The 14,828-nt window shown below is 74.3% G+C and carries 14 protein-coding genes and 1 tRNA gene; 9 read left to right on the top strand and 6 right to left on the bottom strand.

The genetic code is table 11. The features are described 5' to 3' along the window. Positions 1–77: 77 nt before the first annotated feature. From AB0E07_RS11545 to AB0E07_RS11535, 3 genes are all read right to left on the bottom strand, one after another. The gene (locus AB0E07_RS11545; protein WP_362248773.1) at positions 78–1,544 is read right to left on the bottom strand and encodes a cellulose binding domain-containing protein; all 1,467 of its coding nucleotides are present in this window, start codon (positions 1,542–1,544) and stop codon (positions 78–80) included. Positions 1,545–1,653: 109 nt separating this feature from the next. Continuing rightward, on the bottom strand, positions 1,654–3,051 hold the full coding sequence (locus tag AB0E07_RS11540) for a HAMP domain-containing sensor histidine kinase (RefSeq protein WP_362248770.1): 1,398 nt from the start codon (positions 3,049–3,051) through the stop codon (positions 1,654–1,656). Next, positions 3,048–3,758 (bottom strand): response regulator transcription factor, encoded by a 711-nt coding sequence (locus AB0E07_RS11535; protein ID WP_362248767.1) that lies wholly within the window; start codon positions 3,756–3,758, stop codon positions 3,048–3,050. Before AB0E07_RS11535 ends, AB0E07_RS11540 begins: the two co-directional genes overlap by 4 nt. Before the next feature lie 110 nt (positions 3,759–3,868). Here AB0E07_RS11535 and AB0E07_RS11530 point away from each other — a divergent pair, with 110 nt between their 5' ends. Then, on the top strand, positions 3,869–4,396 hold the full coding sequence (locus AB0E07_RS11530) for a hypothetical protein (protein WP_362248764.1): 528 nt from the start codon (positions 3,869–3,871) through the stop codon (positions 4,394–4,396). 53 nt (positions 4,397–4,449) lie between these two features. Here the strand turns inward: AB0E07_RS11530 and AB0E07_RS11525 are convergent, their stop codons facing one another. Both AB0E07_RS11525 and AB0E07_RS11520 read right to left on the bottom strand, forming a co-directional pair. Further along, the gene (locus tag AB0E07_RS11525; protein ID WP_362248761.1) at positions 4,450–5,319 is read right to left on the bottom strand and encodes a fused MFS/spermidine synthase; all 870 of its coding nucleotides are present in this window, start codon (positions 5,317–5,319) and stop codon (positions 4,450–4,452) included. Between the two features lie 84 nt (positions 5,320–5,403). Further along, positions 5,404–5,841 carry a hypothetical protein gene (locus AB0E07_RS11520; protein ID WP_362249073.1) on the bottom strand — a complete coding sequence of 146 codons (438 nt, stop codon included), beginning with the start codon at positions 5,839–5,841 and terminating at the stop codon, positions 5,404–5,406. Positions 5,842–6,137: 296 nt separating this feature from the next. Here AB0E07_RS11520 and AB0E07_RS11515 point away from each other — a divergent pair, with 296 nt between their 5' ends. Next, complete coding sequence (locus tag AB0E07_RS11515; RefSeq protein WP_362248759.1) at positions 6,138–7,571, top strand: hypothetical protein; 1,434 nt, start codon at positions 6,138–6,140, stop codon at positions 7,569–7,571. An 8-nt stretch (positions 7,572–7,579) separates the two neighbouring features. On the opposite strand, the gene AB0E07_RS11510 is transcribed toward AB0E07_RS11515, so the two are convergent. Next, complete coding sequence (locus AB0E07_RS11510; RefSeq protein WP_362248756.1) at positions 7,580–8,176, bottom strand: histidine phosphatase family protein; 597 nt, start codon at positions 8,174–8,176, stop codon at positions 7,580–7,582. 190 nt (positions 8,177–8,366) lie between these two features. Here AB0E07_RS11510 and AB0E07_RS11505 point away from each other — a divergent pair, with 190 nt between their 5' ends. From AB0E07_RS11505 to AB0E07_RS11475, 7 genes are all read left to right on the top strand, one after another. Continuing rightward, positions 8,367–9,344 carry a phosphatase PAP2 family protein gene (locus AB0E07_RS11505; RefSeq protein WP_362248753.1) on the top strand — a complete coding sequence of 326 codons (978 nt, stop codon included), beginning with the start codon at positions 8,367–8,369 and terminating at the stop codon, positions 9,342–9,344. Further along, positions 9,295–10,446, top strand: a complete 1,152-nt coding sequence (locus AB0E07_RS11500; RefSeq protein WP_362248751.1) for a hypothetical protein — start codon at positions 9,295–9,297, stop codon at positions 10,444–10,446. The genes AB0E07_RS11505 and AB0E07_RS11500 overlap by 50 nt, the downstream gene beginning before the upstream one ends. Then, positions 10,437–12,023, top strand: a complete 1,587-nt coding sequence (locus tag AB0E07_RS11495; protein WP_362248748.1) for a hypothetical protein — start codon at positions 10,437–10,439, stop codon at positions 12,021–12,023. Before AB0E07_RS11500 ends, AB0E07_RS11495 begins: the two co-directional genes overlap by 10 nt. Beyond that, entirely contained in the window at positions 12,020–13,354 is a 1,335-nt protein-coding gene (locus AB0E07_RS11490; protein WP_362248745.1) for an AAA domain-containing protein, read from the top strand. The genes AB0E07_RS11495 and AB0E07_RS11490 overlap by 4 nt, the downstream gene beginning before the upstream one ends. Positions 13,355–13,603: 249 nt before the next feature. Then, on the top strand, positions 13,604–13,972 hold the full coding sequence (locus tag AB0E07_RS11485; protein WP_362248742.1) for a hypothetical protein: 369 nt from the start codon (positions 13,604–13,606) through the stop codon (positions 13,970–13,972). 131 nt (positions 13,973–14,103) lie between these two features. Then, on the top strand, positions 14,104–14,703 hold the full coding sequence (locus AB0E07_RS11480) for a bifunctional DNA primase/polymerase (protein ID WP_362248739.1): 600 nt from the start codon (positions 14,104–14,106) through the stop codon (positions 14,701–14,703). Beyond that, positions 14,694–14,767: transfer RNA gene (locus tag AB0E07_RS11475), tRNA-Lys, on the top strand. The genes AB0E07_RS11480 and AB0E07_RS11475 overlap by 10 nt, the downstream gene beginning before the upstream one ends. The last annotated feature ends 61 nt before the right edge of the window (positions 14,768–14,828 follow it).

The raw sequence follows: 14,828 nt of genomic DNA, 5'->3' as shown, positions 1-14,828 counted from the left end.
GTGCCGCGGCCCGCTGTTCTTCGTGCACGCCCCGGCCGGATGGGGGGGGGAAGACCGGCCGGGGCGCCCCCCGTGGGTCAGTTGTAGGCCGCGAAGGCCTTGGCGAAGGCGTTCTTGTCCTGGGTGATGGAGCTGCACGTGGCGTCGGCCGCGGGCTTCGGGCCGCCGGGGCAGGCCTTGTCGCGGGTCGCCGACCACATCGACAGCCAGCCGAGTCCCTTGGACTTCGCGAAGTCGACCAGCTGGGTGGCGTCCTCGACCTTGAAGATCTCCGTGACCACGTCGTTGACGCCGATCATCGGGGTGACCGCGACGGTCTTCCAGGCGGCGCTGTCGGACAGGCCGAGGACGCCCTTGATCTGGGCCTGGGTGGCGGTGGCCGCCTGCTCGGCGTAGGTGCCCATGTCGCCGCTGTACGCCGGGCCGTAGTCCATCGCCATGATGTTGACGGCGTCGATGGCCACGCCGTTCTTCTTCGCGTCGGCCAGGAGGTCCACACCGGGCTGGGTGAGCCCCTCGGGCATCACCGGCAGGGTGAAGGAGACGTCCAGGTCGGGGTGGTCCTGCTGGAGCTTCGCGATGGCCTGGGCGCGGCGGGTGTTGGCGGCGGTGTCGGGCAACGCGCCGCCCTCGACGTCGAAGTCGACCTTGGTGAGGTCGTAGGCGTCGACGACCTTGGTGTAGGCGGCGGCCAGGGCGCTCGCCGAGGAGCAGGTGGTGGCCAGTTCGCTGCCGGCCGCGCCGCCGAAGGAGACCCGGACGTCGCCGCCCTTGGCACGCAGCGCGCCGATCTGCGCGGCCACCGCGTCGCTCGCCAGGTCGGTCACCCCGCCCCACTTGGGCGTGCAACCGCCGCCGTCGGTGACGAAGGCCAGGTTGTAGTCCCTCACCCCGGTGGCCTCGGCGGTGGCGACCAGGTCGAAGGCCGGGTAGAGGGAGGTGTCCACGTACGGGGCGAAGCCGGCGTTCGTCGTGGTGCCCTCGCCCGGGGTCCGGGTGGGCTCCGCCGTGGGCGTGGCGCTCTGCGTCGCGGTGGCCGTGGGGGTGGGGGTCGGCGTGGCGGTGGCTGTCGGGGTCGCCGTCCCGGTGGGGCGGCCGGTGGGCTCGGGGGTCGCGCCCGTGTCGGTGGAGCACTTGACGCCGTCGATCACACAACCGGTGGGGTCGCCGGAGCCGTTGACGACGAAGCCGACCGTGACCGACTCCCCCGCCGCCAGACCGTCCTTGTCCCAGGCGGCCGGCTTCACGGTGACCCGCGAGCCGCTGACACTGGACTCGGCGTTCCACAGCGAGCTGAGCTTCGCCCCCGCGGGCAGGTCGAAGCCGAGCCTCCAGTCGGCCTTCGTGGAGCCGGTGTCGTTGGTGACGACGTACTGAGCGGTGTACCCCGTCGACCAGTCGCTGGTCCTGGTGTACGCGGCGCCCACCCCGGCCGCCTGGGCGGTACCGGTGAGGAGGACGGCGCCTCCACCGACCACGGCCGCGGCGACCAGACCGCCTATCGCCTTGTTCCTGCCGCTGACCTTGCGCCGGTGGATGCTCATCGCGTGCCTGCTTTCACTGCTCACGGGGGAGGGGTGCGGCAGCACGCTAGCGGTGCCGAATCGGGCAAAAAGCCTGATCGGGACGGTGGTTGAGGATCTTAGGGTGCGCTTAAGGAAGGGATCGGGGGCGGTTAAAGGTCGAGACCAGCCGGCCGGTGCGGCGTCTGCGGACCCGGTGCCCGCGGCGCTCGGGGGCCCGCCCGTCCAGCTGGATCCAGATCCTCACCTCGGTCCCGCCGAGGACGGACGAGCCGATCCGCACGTCACCGCCGGTCGACTCCGCGAGCCGGCGCACGATGTCCAGGCCGAGCCCGGTGGAGCCCGCGCTTCCGGAGCCGCGCCCGCGGGCCATGGCGGCCTCCGGGTCGGGTATGCCGGGGCCCGCGTCGGAGACGAGCACGATCACCGCGTCCTCGCCGTTGTGCACGTCGACGGCGAAGGCCGTGCGCTCCGGGGTGTGTCGGAAGACATTGCCGAGCAGGGCGTCCAGCGCGGCGGCCAGGTCGGCACGGGCCACGGGTATGCGCACCGGCCGGTCGACGCCGGCCACGCGCACCTTGCGGCCCTCGTCCTCGGCGAGCGCCGACCAGAACGACATCCGCTCACGCACCACCTCGGCCGCGTCGCACCCCGCGCCCGGACCGGCGGCGGCCGTCTGCGGCTTGGCCTCCCGGGCCGTACGGATGATGGTGTCGACCTCGCGCTCCAGCTGGGCCACGGCCGCCCGGGTCTGCTCGGCGGCCGGCCCCTCGCCGAGGGAGGCGGCGTTCAGCCGCAGCACGGTCAGCGGGGTCCGCAGCCGGTGCGACAGGTCGGCGGCCAGCTCCCGTTCGTTGGCGAGCAGTTGGACGACCTGGTCGGCCATGGAGTTGAACGCGGCGGCGGCCAGCCGCAGTTCGTTCGGTCCTTCCTCCGGCACCCGGGCGCCGAGTTTGCCCTCCCCCAGTTCGTGCGCGCCCTCGACCAGGCGCTGAGCGGGCTGCACCATCCGTACGCCGAGCCGGTCGGCGACCGCGACCGAGCCGACGATCAGGGCGGCACCGACGGCGGCGAGCACCGCCCAGGCCGTGGAGACGCCGTTGCTGACCTCGGCCTCGGGGACGTACACCTCCACCACGGCGATCTCGCCGGAGCTGAGGGCCACGGGCTGGAGCAGGGTGGAGCCGCCGGGCACCTCGGTGGTGGAGGCGCGGCCGAGCCGCCGTACGGTCGCGATGTCGTCGCGGGCCGCGCGCTGCCGGCCGATGTCGACGGCGGCGGAGCCGTCGGCGGCCGGTATGTGCACGGCCATCTCCGCCTCGGCGCCGGCCGAGGCGACCACGCGTTCGAGCTGCTCGCGGTCGGTGGTGATGGAGAGCGCCGGGGCGACCGCGGCGGCCTCCCGCTCGGCGTTGGAGAAGGCCCGGTCGCGGGCCATCTCCTTGATGACGAGTCCGAGCGGCACCGCGAAGGCGAGCACGACCATGGTGGTGACCGCGAGCGAGACCTTGACCAGGGCCCATCTCATCGTGGCGGCCCTCCCTGCGGACCCGGCGGCTCCAGCTTCACGCCGACCCCGCGCAGCGTGTGCAGATAGCGCGGACGGGCGGCGGTCTCCCCCAGCTTGCGGCGCAGCCAGGACAGATGGACGTCGATGGTCTGGTCGTCGCCGTAGGACTGCTGCCACACCTCGGCCAGCAGTTCCTTGCGGGGCACGACGACACCGGGCCGGCCCGCCAGGAAGGCCAGGAGGTCGAACTCGCGGCGGGTCAGGTCCAGCCGTACGCCGTCCAGTTCGGCCTGGCGGCGCAGCGGGTCGACGGTGAGGCCGCCGACGCGGAGCACCGAGGAGGGGGCGGCCTCGGCGCCGGTGGAACGGGACCGGCGCAGCACGGCCGCCATCCGGGCGGAGAGGTGCTCGACGGAGAACGGCTTGGTCAGGTAGTCGTCCGCGCCGTCGTTCAGCAGCCGGACGATCTCGGTCTCGTCGTCGCGGGCGGTGGCGATGATGACCGGGACGTCGGTGATCCCGCGCAACATCTTCAGGGCCTCGGACCCGTCGAGATCGGGCAGGCCGAGGTCCAGGATGACCACGTCGAAACGGAAATGGGCGACCTCGCGCAGCGCCTCCAGGGCCGTTCCGACGCTGCGCACGGTGTGCGCGGCCTCGGTCAGATGCCGGATGAGGGCGGAGCGCACGAACTGGTCGTCCTCGACCACGAGCACACTTGCCATGCGCCGCACCGTACGCCATGCGGGCGAGCCCGGTCCGGGCCTGTGGACAACTCCGGCGCTGTGGACGGCGGGGAGACACCTGTGGGACGGGTGAGGCAGTATGGCCCGCGATGCGCAGAGGACTCGTACACGTACTGGCTTGGTCGCTCGCCACGGGCGCGGCGGTCACGCTGTCGTGGTGGGGTGTCCACACGGTGATGGCGGGCACCGCCTACGAACCGCCGCGCGCCCTGCCCATCGCGGCGGCGGACGCGACGACTCAGGAGTCCAAGCCGCAGGTCTCGGCCACTCAGCGGTCGGTCCCGTCGCCCTCGACGCCCGCGGCGCCCTCGAAGGGCCCGTCGTCGAAGACGTCCCCCACGCCCCGGCCCTCCGACCCGCCCACCGTGTCGCCGGCCCCCTCCCCCACGGCCTCCGGCCGGATCAAGAGCTACGACACCGACGGCGGCCGGGTCGTCTTCGACCTCGCCGACACGTACGCGACGCTGGTGTCGGCGACGCCGGGCACGGGGTGGTCGATGCAGGTGTGGAAGACGGAGTCGTGGATCCGGGTGGAGTTCGCGTCGGGCGCGGACCGGGTGTCGGTCTTCTGCACCTGGCACGACAGCGCGCCGCGGGTGGAGATCGGGGACTACTGACCTGCCGGCGGTCCGGTCCGGTCCGGTCCGCGGGGTCTAGGGCGACACACGCCCTAACGGAAGACGGACGCCGGGGGTGCCGGTGAGGCGACCGCGGCCGCGTCGGTGACCGGGACGGCGCCGCCGGCGAAGTCGGTGAGGGCCCTGCCGTGCTCGACGCGCCCGGGGTGCGGGTCGGAGGCGGCCCGGCGGGTCAGTTCCGGAACCGGGAGCGGCTGGTCGGCGGCGACCAGGACGGCGTTGCCGAAGCGCTTGCCGCGCAGCACGGTCGGGTCGGCTACCAGCGCGAGTTCGGTGAAGCGGGCGGCCGCGGTGGCGATCTGGCCGCGCAGGTGGGCCAGGGGCGGGCCGTCGGCGAGGTTGGCGGCGTACCAGCCGCCGGGGCGCAGGGCGCGGCGCACCTCGTCGAGGAACTCCGTGGAGGTGAGGTGGGCGGGGGTGCGCGCGCCGCTGAAGACGTCGGCGACGACCAGGTCGGCCCAGCCGTCGGGCACCTTGGCGAGGCCCTCGCGCGCGTCCGTGGACCGCACCCGGATCCGGGCGTTGCGGTCCAGCGGCAGTTCGCGGCGGACCAGTTGGACGAGTGCCGCGTCCCGCTCGACGACCTGCTGGGTGGAGCGGGGGCGGGTGGCGGCGACGTACCGGGCCAGGGTGAGGGCGCCGCCGCCGAGGTGGACGGCCTGCACGGGCTTGCCGGGCGGGGCGACGAGGTCGATGACGTGCCCGATGCGGCGCTGGTACTCGAAGGAGAGGAAGGTGGGGTCGTCCAGGTCGACGTGCGACTGCGGGGCCCCGTCGATGAGCAGGGTCCAGGCGCGCGTCCGGTCGCGGTCGGGCATCAGTTCGGCGAGCCCTCCGTCGACGGTCTCGACGACCGGGAGGGCGGCCGACTCCTGGCGCCGCGGGTTTCTGGACTTGCCCATCCGGCCATTATGCGGAGCCGGTGGTGATCACGCAGAGCGCCCCCGCGCGGCCCCGGTCGTCCGCCGGGGCCGCACGCACCCCCGTCACCGGCAGTTGTCGGCCGCCTCGATCAGCCGTGCCGCCTCGTCCAGCGCCGCCCGCAGGACCGTCGGGTCCGTGGCGAGGTCCGCCTCGCCGGGGGGCAGCAGCCAGTCGGAGCCCTCCGGCGGCGGCTCGGGGACCAGGCTCAGCCCGCGCCCGTCGGTCTCGGTACAGGTACTGCCGGGCACGTCCCACCCCGCGGCGGTGCCGGGCGGCACGACGAAGCCGAGGGTGTCGCACCCGTCGTCGTGCAGCACCGGCCCCACCGCGTCCCCCGCGCCCCGGCGCAGGATGTCGACCGCCTCCAGACCCTGCCGGGCCGGCACCGTCACCAGGTCGCACGCGGCCGAGGTGCACGGCGGCGCGCTGCACTCCTGGGTCGGGGGGTGCCCCACCGTCGTCATCGACGTACGGGGATCGACGCTCTGCCTGGTCTCCATACCGGTCTCCACCACGCAGCCCTCCTCGAAACGGGCGGGTCGGGAGGCGGGCGGCTCCCGGTCCACGCGGTTCAACGTGCCGGGGCGTCAACGGAAACGGCGCAAGTCCGCCGCAAAGGATGGCAGTTCATGGCAGATGCTGGATGAGATATCCGGTTTGTAGCCAAACACCGCATGGCGGGTCCGAGACAGCAGGTACGTTCTTGCCCGCCGGGCACCCGGGGTACGAAGCGAACAAATGGTTCAACTCCCCACCTGTCCGGCATGGTTCGACGGTTCGCACGAGAGGACCGGCCATGACGTCGTCAGAGCTGAACGCGTCCCAGCCCGCCAGACCACCCCGACCGAATCTCGCGTTCCGGCAGTTGCGCGGACAGCGCTCGCCGGCCGAGTTCGCCGCGGCGGTACGCCGGGCCGCCCGCGAGATCGGGGAACGGGTCAGCTGTGACGCTCGTTACGTCGGCCGGGTCGAGGCCGGCGAGATCCGCTGCCCCAACTACGCGTACGAGCGGGTGTTCCTGCACATGTTCCCCGGTCGCACCCTCACCGACCTCGGCTTCGCGCCCCGCGCCTCCGTACGCGGACGGCGGGCGCGCGCCGACGAACTCCCGCCCGGCGCCGCCCTTACCGAAGCCACCGGTGAGACGCAAGGGGCGGACGAGCCGTATGACACGCAGGACCCGTACGACACGCACGAGAAACCCGAGGAGAGCGACGTGCTGCGTCGCGCATTCATGACCGGCGGCGGAGCCACGGTGGCCGCCGTCACGCTGAGCCCGCTCGGGCTCACCATCGACGCCACGGCCGCGGAACGTCCCTCCCGCCGTGTCGGGACCGGCGAGGTGGAGGTACTGGAGGAGGCGGTACGCAGGATCCGGGTGCTGGACGACCGGCACGGGGCGGACGGCCTGTACCGCAGGGCGGCGGCCCCGCTGCGCGCCGCCTACGCCCTGCTCGACGCCGGCACCACCCGGCACCGGGTGGCCGAACGGCTTCACTCGGGCGCCGGTGAACTGGCCATCTCGGTGGGCTGGCTGGCCCACGACTCGGGACGGTTCGACGACGCGCGCTCCCACTACGCGGAGGCCCTGGCGACCGCCCGGATGGCCGGGGACCCGGCGCTGGAGGCGCACGCCTTCTGCAACACCTCCTTCCTCGCCCGCGACGCCGGCCGGCCGCGCGAGGCGGTGCGCGCGGCGCAGGCCGCCCGGCGCGCCGCCGAGCCGCTCGGCTCCCCCCGCCTGCTGTCCCTGCTCGCGCTGCGCGAGGCGGGCGGCTGGGCGGGGCTCGCCGACCGCACGGGCTGCGCCCAGGCACTGGCGCGGGCGCAGGCCCTCTTCGCCCGCGGCCACTCGGACCACGACCCCGAGTGGATGAGCTTCTACGGCGAGGCGGAGCTGGAGGGCCTGGAGGCGCAGTGCTGGTCGACGCTCGGCGACTGGCGCCGGGCGGCCCGGCACGCCGACCGGGCGGCACAGCTCCAGGACCCGCACTTCACCCGCAACATCGCCCTGTACACGGCGGAGCTGGCGGACGACCTCGCGCGCGGCGGCCACCCGGACGAGGCGGCGGCGGCCGGGATGCGGCTGCTGGACCTGCTCGACGAGGTCCAGTCCTCCCGGATCCAGACGATGCTGGCGGGCACGGCCCGGGTCCTGCTCCCGCACCGGCGGGCGGCGGGCGTGTCGGGCTTCCTGGAACGGCACGCGAGCCTGCCGCGCGCGGTATGACGCGGGGCTCAGCCGACCAGGTGCCCGGTGTCGTTCCAGCTCTCCAGCGCCGGCTCGCCGTAGGCCCAGCCCAGCACCGACAGTGACGTCGGGTTCAGACGGATGCGGGCCGCGAAGTCCAGGGGCAGGCCCAGCCAGCGGGCGCCTATGGAGCGCAGGATGTGGCCGTGGGCGAAGACCAGGACGTCACGGTCGGCAGAGCGGGCCCAGGAGACCACCTCGTCGGCCCGCGCGGCGACCTCGGCCAGGCCCTCGCCCCCGGGGACACCGTCACGCCAGATCAGCCAGCCGGGCCGCACCGCCTGGATCTCGGCGGGCGTCATGCCCTCGTAGGCGCCGTAGTCCCACTCCATCAGCGTGTCCCAGCGCTCGGCCCGGTCGCCGAAGCCGGCCAGTTCGCACGTCTCACGCGCGCGTACGAGCGGACTGGTCCGCACCTCCACCCCGGGCAGCCCGTCCAGCGGCGCCCGGTGCAGCCGCTCGCCCAGCAGCTTGGCCCCGCGGCGGCCCTCCTCCAGCAGCGGCACGTCGGTCCGCCCGGTGTGCTTGCCGGACAGCGACCACTCGGTCTGTCCGTGCCGGGCCAACAGAATGCGCGGTGCCATGGCGTCGCGTGCCTTTCCGTGAATATGCGAGGCGGAACCCACCCATCATCCCGCACCCTGTGAGGGGGCAACCCGACGGGCGATCTCAGCGTCTATCAGGGCCGGGGGCGCCCGACGGGGGCGTGCGCGAGCACCGTAAGGTGGCGGGTCCGGGCGACCGGCGCCACGAAGAGATGGGGGAGGCGATCGGATGCCGCACGCCGAGACACCGGCCATGGGGGCGGCATCGCGGATACGTCTGCGCTGGTGGACCGAGCTGCCGCTGATCGTGCTGGTGTACGCGTGCTACTCGGCGGGCCGGCTGCTGGCCCGCGGCGACGTCAGCTCGGCCGTCGACCACGGCCTGGCGATCCTGCGCGTCGAGAAGGTGCTGCACCTCAACGCCGAGCACCCGCTGAACCGTCTCTTCACCAGAGAGCCGTGGCTGGGCGTGCCGGCCGACTTCTGGTACGCCTCGCTGCACTACCTGGTCACCCCGGTGGTCCTGGTCTGGATCTTCCGCTCGCGCGCGGTGCACTACCGGGCCGCCCGCACCTGGCTGATGACCTCCACGTTCATCGGCCTGATCGGCTTCACCCTGCTGCCGACCTGCCCGCCCCGGCTGCTCTCCCCGACGCACGGCTTCGTGGACACGATGGCCTACTACAGTTCGTACGGCTGGTGGGGCGGTGAGGCCAGCGCCCCGAAGGGCCTGGGCGGCCTGACCAACCAGTACGCGGCGATGCCGAGCCTGCACTGCGGCTGGGCGCTGTGGTGCGGCGTCATGCTGTGGCGGTACGGCGGGACCCGCCTCGCGAAGACCGCCGCCGTCATCTACCCGACGGTGACCGTGATCGTGGTCATGGGCACCGCGAACCACTACTTCCTGGACGCGGTGGCGGGCGCCGCCGTGATGGGTGCCGGGTTCCTGCTGACGCCGTACGTGCTGCGCTGCGCGGAGCGCGTCCGGGCCCGCTTCGAGGGCCGGGCCAGCCTGGTCGCGGCCCGCTCGGCACAGCCCGCCCAGGACACCACTTCCGCCACGGAGACCTCGATTGTCAGTGGCGGATGCCAGACTTCCGCGGGTGAGCGATTCCCACGGCAGCGCGAGTCACGGTTCGAACCCGGAGCCGAGTCGGGTGCCTCTCCCACGGACGCGGGGGACGGCGCTCCGGCAAAGGCTCGCTGAGCTGCGCGGTCCCGAGGTACCGGCCAAGGCACTGGACGCCCGCGCGCTGGCCGCGCTGGCCGCCAACCCCGGGTGCAGACGGCGCGCGATCCTGGACGGCGCCGGGGTGAACAAGGCGGTGCTGGCGACCGCGCTGGGCTCGCCGTCGGCCTTCGGACAGTCGCAGTTCGCGCTCACCCGGGGCAACGCCTTCGAGGCGAAGGTGAAGGCGGACGGCGGCGCCGAACTGCTCCGCCTGGCGCACGAGAAGCTGGACCGCTCGGCCGAGCCGCCCGCCCGGGCGTCACTGCCCGACCTCTCCGCGACCGGCCCCGAGGGCCGCGTGGCCCGCACGGCGCTGGCGCTGCGCGAGGCTAGCGGGGCCCCGGGCTCCTGGACGCTGCTGGACCATCCGCTGCTGGCGCTCGACGTCGCGGGCTCGCCCGCCTTCCTGGAGCCGGACGCGGTGGTGGTGCACCCCGACGGCAGCTGGTCGGTGGTGGAGATCAAGTCCTTCCCGATGCTGGACGGCTCGGCGGACCCGGCGAAGGTGGGCGCGGCGGCCCGTCAGGCGGCGGTGTACGTGCTGGCGCTGGAGCAGGTGGCCGCCCGCCTCGCCGGGGGCCCGGACGAGGCCCCGGCCCCCCGGGTACGGCACCGGATCCTCCTCGTCTGCCCCAAGGACTTCTCCAACCTGCCCACCGCCTCCGCGGTCGACGTCCGCAAGCAGCGCGCGGTGACCGCCCGTCAGCTGACCCGGCTCACCCGGATCGAGGAGATCGCCGACGCGCTGCCCGAGGGCGCCTGCTTCGACCCCGGGCTGCCCGCCGAGGAGCTGACGGCGGCCGTGGAGTCCGTGCCGGCGACGTACGCGCCGGACTGCCTGTCCGCCTGCGAGCTGGCCTTCCACTGCCGGGACCGCTCGCGCGCGGCCGGCGCGGTCACCTCGCTGGGCCGCGCGGCCCGTGCCGAGCTGGGTGGTCTGAGCACGGTCGAGGACGTGCTGGCGGCGGCCCGCGGCACGGCCGGGGACCCGGCCGATCCGGCGGTGGCCGCGCTGCGCAGAGCCGCGTACCTGCGGGCCGAGGCCCTCGGCGTCCGGGAGTCGGCCCTGTGTCCCTGATCTCCACCCTCGCCCGGCTGGAGGCGATCAGCACCGGCCGCGCCCAGCCCTCGGCCACCGTCCGCCACCGCCATCTGTCGGAGCGCCCGCTGGTCTTCGTGCCGCTGACCACCGCCGGTGAGGCGGGCGCCCCGCTCGGCGCCCTGGTCGGCACCGACCGGGACGCGCCCCGGCTGCTGGTCGTGCCCCAGCCCCGCGACCGCGATCTGCGGTTCACCTTCCTCGCCGACCTCGCCGACTCGGTGCTGCCGCACGTGGAGGCGTACGCCGACGTGGTCGAGGCGGCCGAGCGCACCGACACCGACCCGGAGACCGGCAAGCGGGTCAAGGTCGAGGTCGACCTGTGCGCGGACGCGCCCCAGCTGATCGTGCCGAGCCGGGCCGGCCTGGACTTCGTCCGCCTCCTCGGCCGCTCCATGCGCTTTCGGCGCACGGCGGAGCAGGACCCGGAGACGCCGTATCCGGCGCCGCCCCGGGTGCCGCTGCTCGGCCGCTGGCTGACGCACTACGGGGAGCGGTCCCGGGTGCCCGGGTCCTCGCTGCTGCTGGCGATGACCGAGGTGCTGGCCCGGCACTGGGCGACGGGCCAGTCGTCCCTGGAGGACCAGCACCTGGGCGCGCTGCTGGCGTGGATCGATCCCCCGCCCGGCGGGACCGGCGCCGAGGCGGCGCTCCGCGCGGAGCTGGCCCGGGACGCGCGGGGCCAGCTGGAGTGCCCGCCCGCGGGACCGGCCACCGACCCCGCCTTCGACAACAAGCTGCTGGCCCCCGCCTTCGAGCGCTACGACCGGGCCCGCACCGCGCTGGCCGCCGCCGAGGACGGCATGGAGGCCGACGACCGGCTGGGCATCCTCACGGCGGCCGAACGGGAGATCCGCGAGCTGGTGGAGAGCCGGACCCGGCCCACCTGGGACGCGGTCTGGCACGGCCTGGACCTGCTGCGGGAGCTGCCCGCCGGCGCCCATGTCGAGGAGCGGTGGACCCGCGACCGCTGGTCCTTCACCGCGCACCGCGACCGGATCACCGCCGGTGAGCCTCCGCAGCCGCGCCGGGACGACGCGGTGACGGCCGCGAACAAGCTCGCCTCGCGCGAGCGGGAGCAGTCCCGGCTCCAGGCGCAGGAGGCGCTCGACGACCCGCTGGTGATGGCGGGGCGGCGGCTGTCCGGGGAGGCGTTCGCGGGCGAGGTCACGGACGTGCTGATGGCGTACAGCGAGGGCAAGCGGCCGAGCCCGCGCCCGCTGGTCACCGTGCGGACGGACGACCGGCCGCAGCTCGGCGAGCGGGTGAAGGTGTACCGCTCGCTGGGCGGCAAGCCGCAGTCGGCGGAACTGGTCGGCGCCGACGGGGATCTGCTGACGCTGCGGGTGCTGGACAAGATGGGCCGCGGCAAGGAGCCCGAACAGGGGTCCGTGCCGGAGAAGGGCGACCGGGTCTGCTACACGCTGTTCGAACACGAGCAGCGGGGCGGGGCGAAGCTGCCCGACCCGGAGCAGACCCCGTGGACGCACGGCGGGCCGCCCGGCGAGGCCGTGCCGGAGACCGCCGACCGGCCCACCGAGGAGGACCTGCTGTGACCACCGTGTTCGACCCGGGAGCGGCGGCGGCGGAGGCCACCGACGCGATCCTCGCCGACACCCTGCACGGCACCCACCGCGGCGTCGTCGTCGACTCCCCGCCCGGCGCGGGCAAGTCCACGCTGGTGGTGCGGGCGGCGCTGGAACTCGCCGGGGCGGGCCGCCCGCTGATGGTCGTGGCGCAGACCAACGCCCAGGTCGACGACCTGGTGCTGCGGCTCGCCGAGAAGGCGCCCGAGCTGCCGGTGGGCCGGCTGCACAGCAGCGACTCCGACCCGTACGACAAGGCGCTGGACGGGCTGGCGAACGTCCGCAAGTCGGCGAAGGCGGCGGACCTCGCGGGCCTGCCGGTGACGATCTCCACGGCGGCGAAGTGGGCGCATGTGAAGGTCGACGAACCGTGGCGGCACGCGATCGTGGACGAGGCGTACCAGATGCGCTCGGACTCCCTGCTCGCCGTGGCCGGGCTGTTCGAACGGGCGCTGTTCGTGGGCGACCCCGGGCAGCTGGACCCGTTCTCGATCGTGGGGGGCGAGCAGTGGGCGGGGCTGTCGTACGACCCGTCGGCGTCGGCCGTGACCACCCTGCTCGCGCACAACCCCGAGCTGCCCCAGCACCGGCTGCCGGTGTCCTGGCGGCTGCCCGCGTCGGCGGCGCCGCTGGTCTCGGACGCGTTCTACCCGTTCACGCCCTTCCGCAGCGGCACCGGCCACGGCGACCGGCGGCTCTCCTTCGCGGTCGGCTCCGACGGCTCCGGTCCCGACCGGGTGATCGACGAGGCGGCCGAGGCGGGTTGGGGCCTGCTGGAGCTGCCCGCCCGGCACACCCCGCGCACCGACCCGGAGGCGGTGGGCGCGGTGGCGGCGGTCGTACGGCGGCTGCTGGAGCGGGGCGGGGCGGCCGTCTCCGAGCGCTCGCCGGACCCGGCGCCGCTGACCGCCGACCGGATCGCCGTCGGCACCGCGCACCGCGACCAGGCGGCCGCGGTCCGCTCCGCGCTGGCCGAACTGGGCGTCCACGAGGTCACCGTCGACACGGCGAACCGTCTCCAGGGCCGGGAGTACGACGTCACGGTCGTCCTGCACCCGCTCTCCGGCCGCCCCGACGCGACCGCCTTCCACCTGGAGACGGGCCGCCTGTGCGTCCTCGCCTCCCGCCACCGGCACGCCTGCATCGTGGTCTGCCGCGAGGGCGTCACCGACCTCCTCGACGACTACCCGTCCACGGAACCGGTCCAGCTGGGCACGCTGGTCAAATTCCCGGACGGTTGGGAGGCCAACCACGCGGTCCTGTCCCGCCTGTCCGAACACCGAGTCGCCTGGCAGCCCTGACCGGCCCCGGCCGCCCCAGCCCGCCGGACGGAGTCCGGCACGCCGCCGGAGGCGGCCGATGAACACAGCCCGGACGGCTGGGAGGCCAACCACGCGGTCCTGTCCCGCCTCTCGGAACACCGGGTCGCCGGCATCCCTGACCGGCCAGGTGACTCGGGGTGCGAGGCCCCCTTGCGCGGGCGCGGGACAATGGACGGTGGCCCGCTTCACCGGGGGTCATCCATGACGTACGTACGAGGAGGAGAAGACATGGCGGAGCCCACGCCGCGTCGGAACGAACCGCGGCTACGCCCCGCGCCCCTGCTCTTCGAGCCCACGCAGGCGGCAGCAGACCCGGAGCACTTCTTCGATCTGGAGTCGATCGACGACCCCCGGGCGCTGCTCGCGCGGGCGACGGAGCTGACGCTGGCCTTCCGGGCGGCGGCCGACCGGGCCGTGGAGTTCCAGGCCGTGGCGGCGGCCCAGCTGGCCGACCCGCGGCGCTTCGACCGGCTGACCACCGCGGACATCGCCGAGCGTGCGGAGTGGACCGAGGACTACGCCGTGAAGATGGTCGAGTTCGGCCGCGACCTGCTGCGGGGGGCCGTGGAGGGCCGGGAGCACGTCGACCCGGTGTGAGCCGCCGCGGGCCTCTCAGGCATATGCCAGACGGGCAAGATCCGGGCAAGATACCCCTCACCCCCCGCTCCTGTCCCGATTTCCCGCAACCCAGAGCAGCGTTCCGCTCACGGACGGTAGATCTTGGAGGCATGAGCAGTTGCCTCGACGCCGCCGGCGTCACCCCGGACGGAGCCGCCTGGCTGGCCTCGGCAGGAACGTATCCCCGCACCACTCTGGCGTTCTGGGAGGAGCGCCCCGACGCCCCCGTGGTGCTGCCCTGCGGCTCGGTTTTCGACGTGGTCAGCGCTCCCGCGATGTTCGGCCGCCGGATGCTCGCCCGGCTCTGGGACGACGGCCCGGGTTCCGGCCCGGTGGCGGCGTTCCGGGGCCGGATGCTGCTGTTCGCCGCGCCGGGCACCGCCCAGCGGCTGCCCTCGCTGATGAGCTGGGAGGAGTGGGGCACCCGCGGGGAGGACGGCACCCCGGAGCGCCGCGCCCCGGCGGCCCCGCCGCTGCTGTGCCACGGCAACGGCGACGCGGTGACCGTGCCCGCCCCGGCCCGCACCGCCGACGGCGCCTCCGCCGGCGCGCGCTGGCTGGTCGCCCCGGACACCCGTCACCCCTGGCTCCCCGGCCCGGAGATCCTGCTCTGGGCGGCCGTCCGGGCGGCCCGTGCCGCCGTGCGGATATCGATTTTTCCTCCCGCCGACCTGGATGCTAAGGTCTACGACGTCAGCAGGCGCCGCTAGCTCAGTTGGTTAGAGCAGCTGACTCTTAATCAGCGGGTCCGGGGTTCGAGTCCCTGGCGGCGCACCGACACGAAGGCCCTCCGGGAAACCGAAGGGCCTTCGCCTTTGAATCCCCGCCTTCCCGG

Source organism: Streptomyces sp. NPDC048002 (assembly GCF_040653275.1).
In the GTDB taxonomy this organism is placed as follows: Bacteria; Actinomycetota; Actinomycetes; order Streptomycetales; family Streptomycetaceae; genus Streptomyces.
The sequence above is the reverse complement of the archived record's forward strand: the minus strand, read 5'-3'. Positions and strand labels throughout refer to the sequence as shown.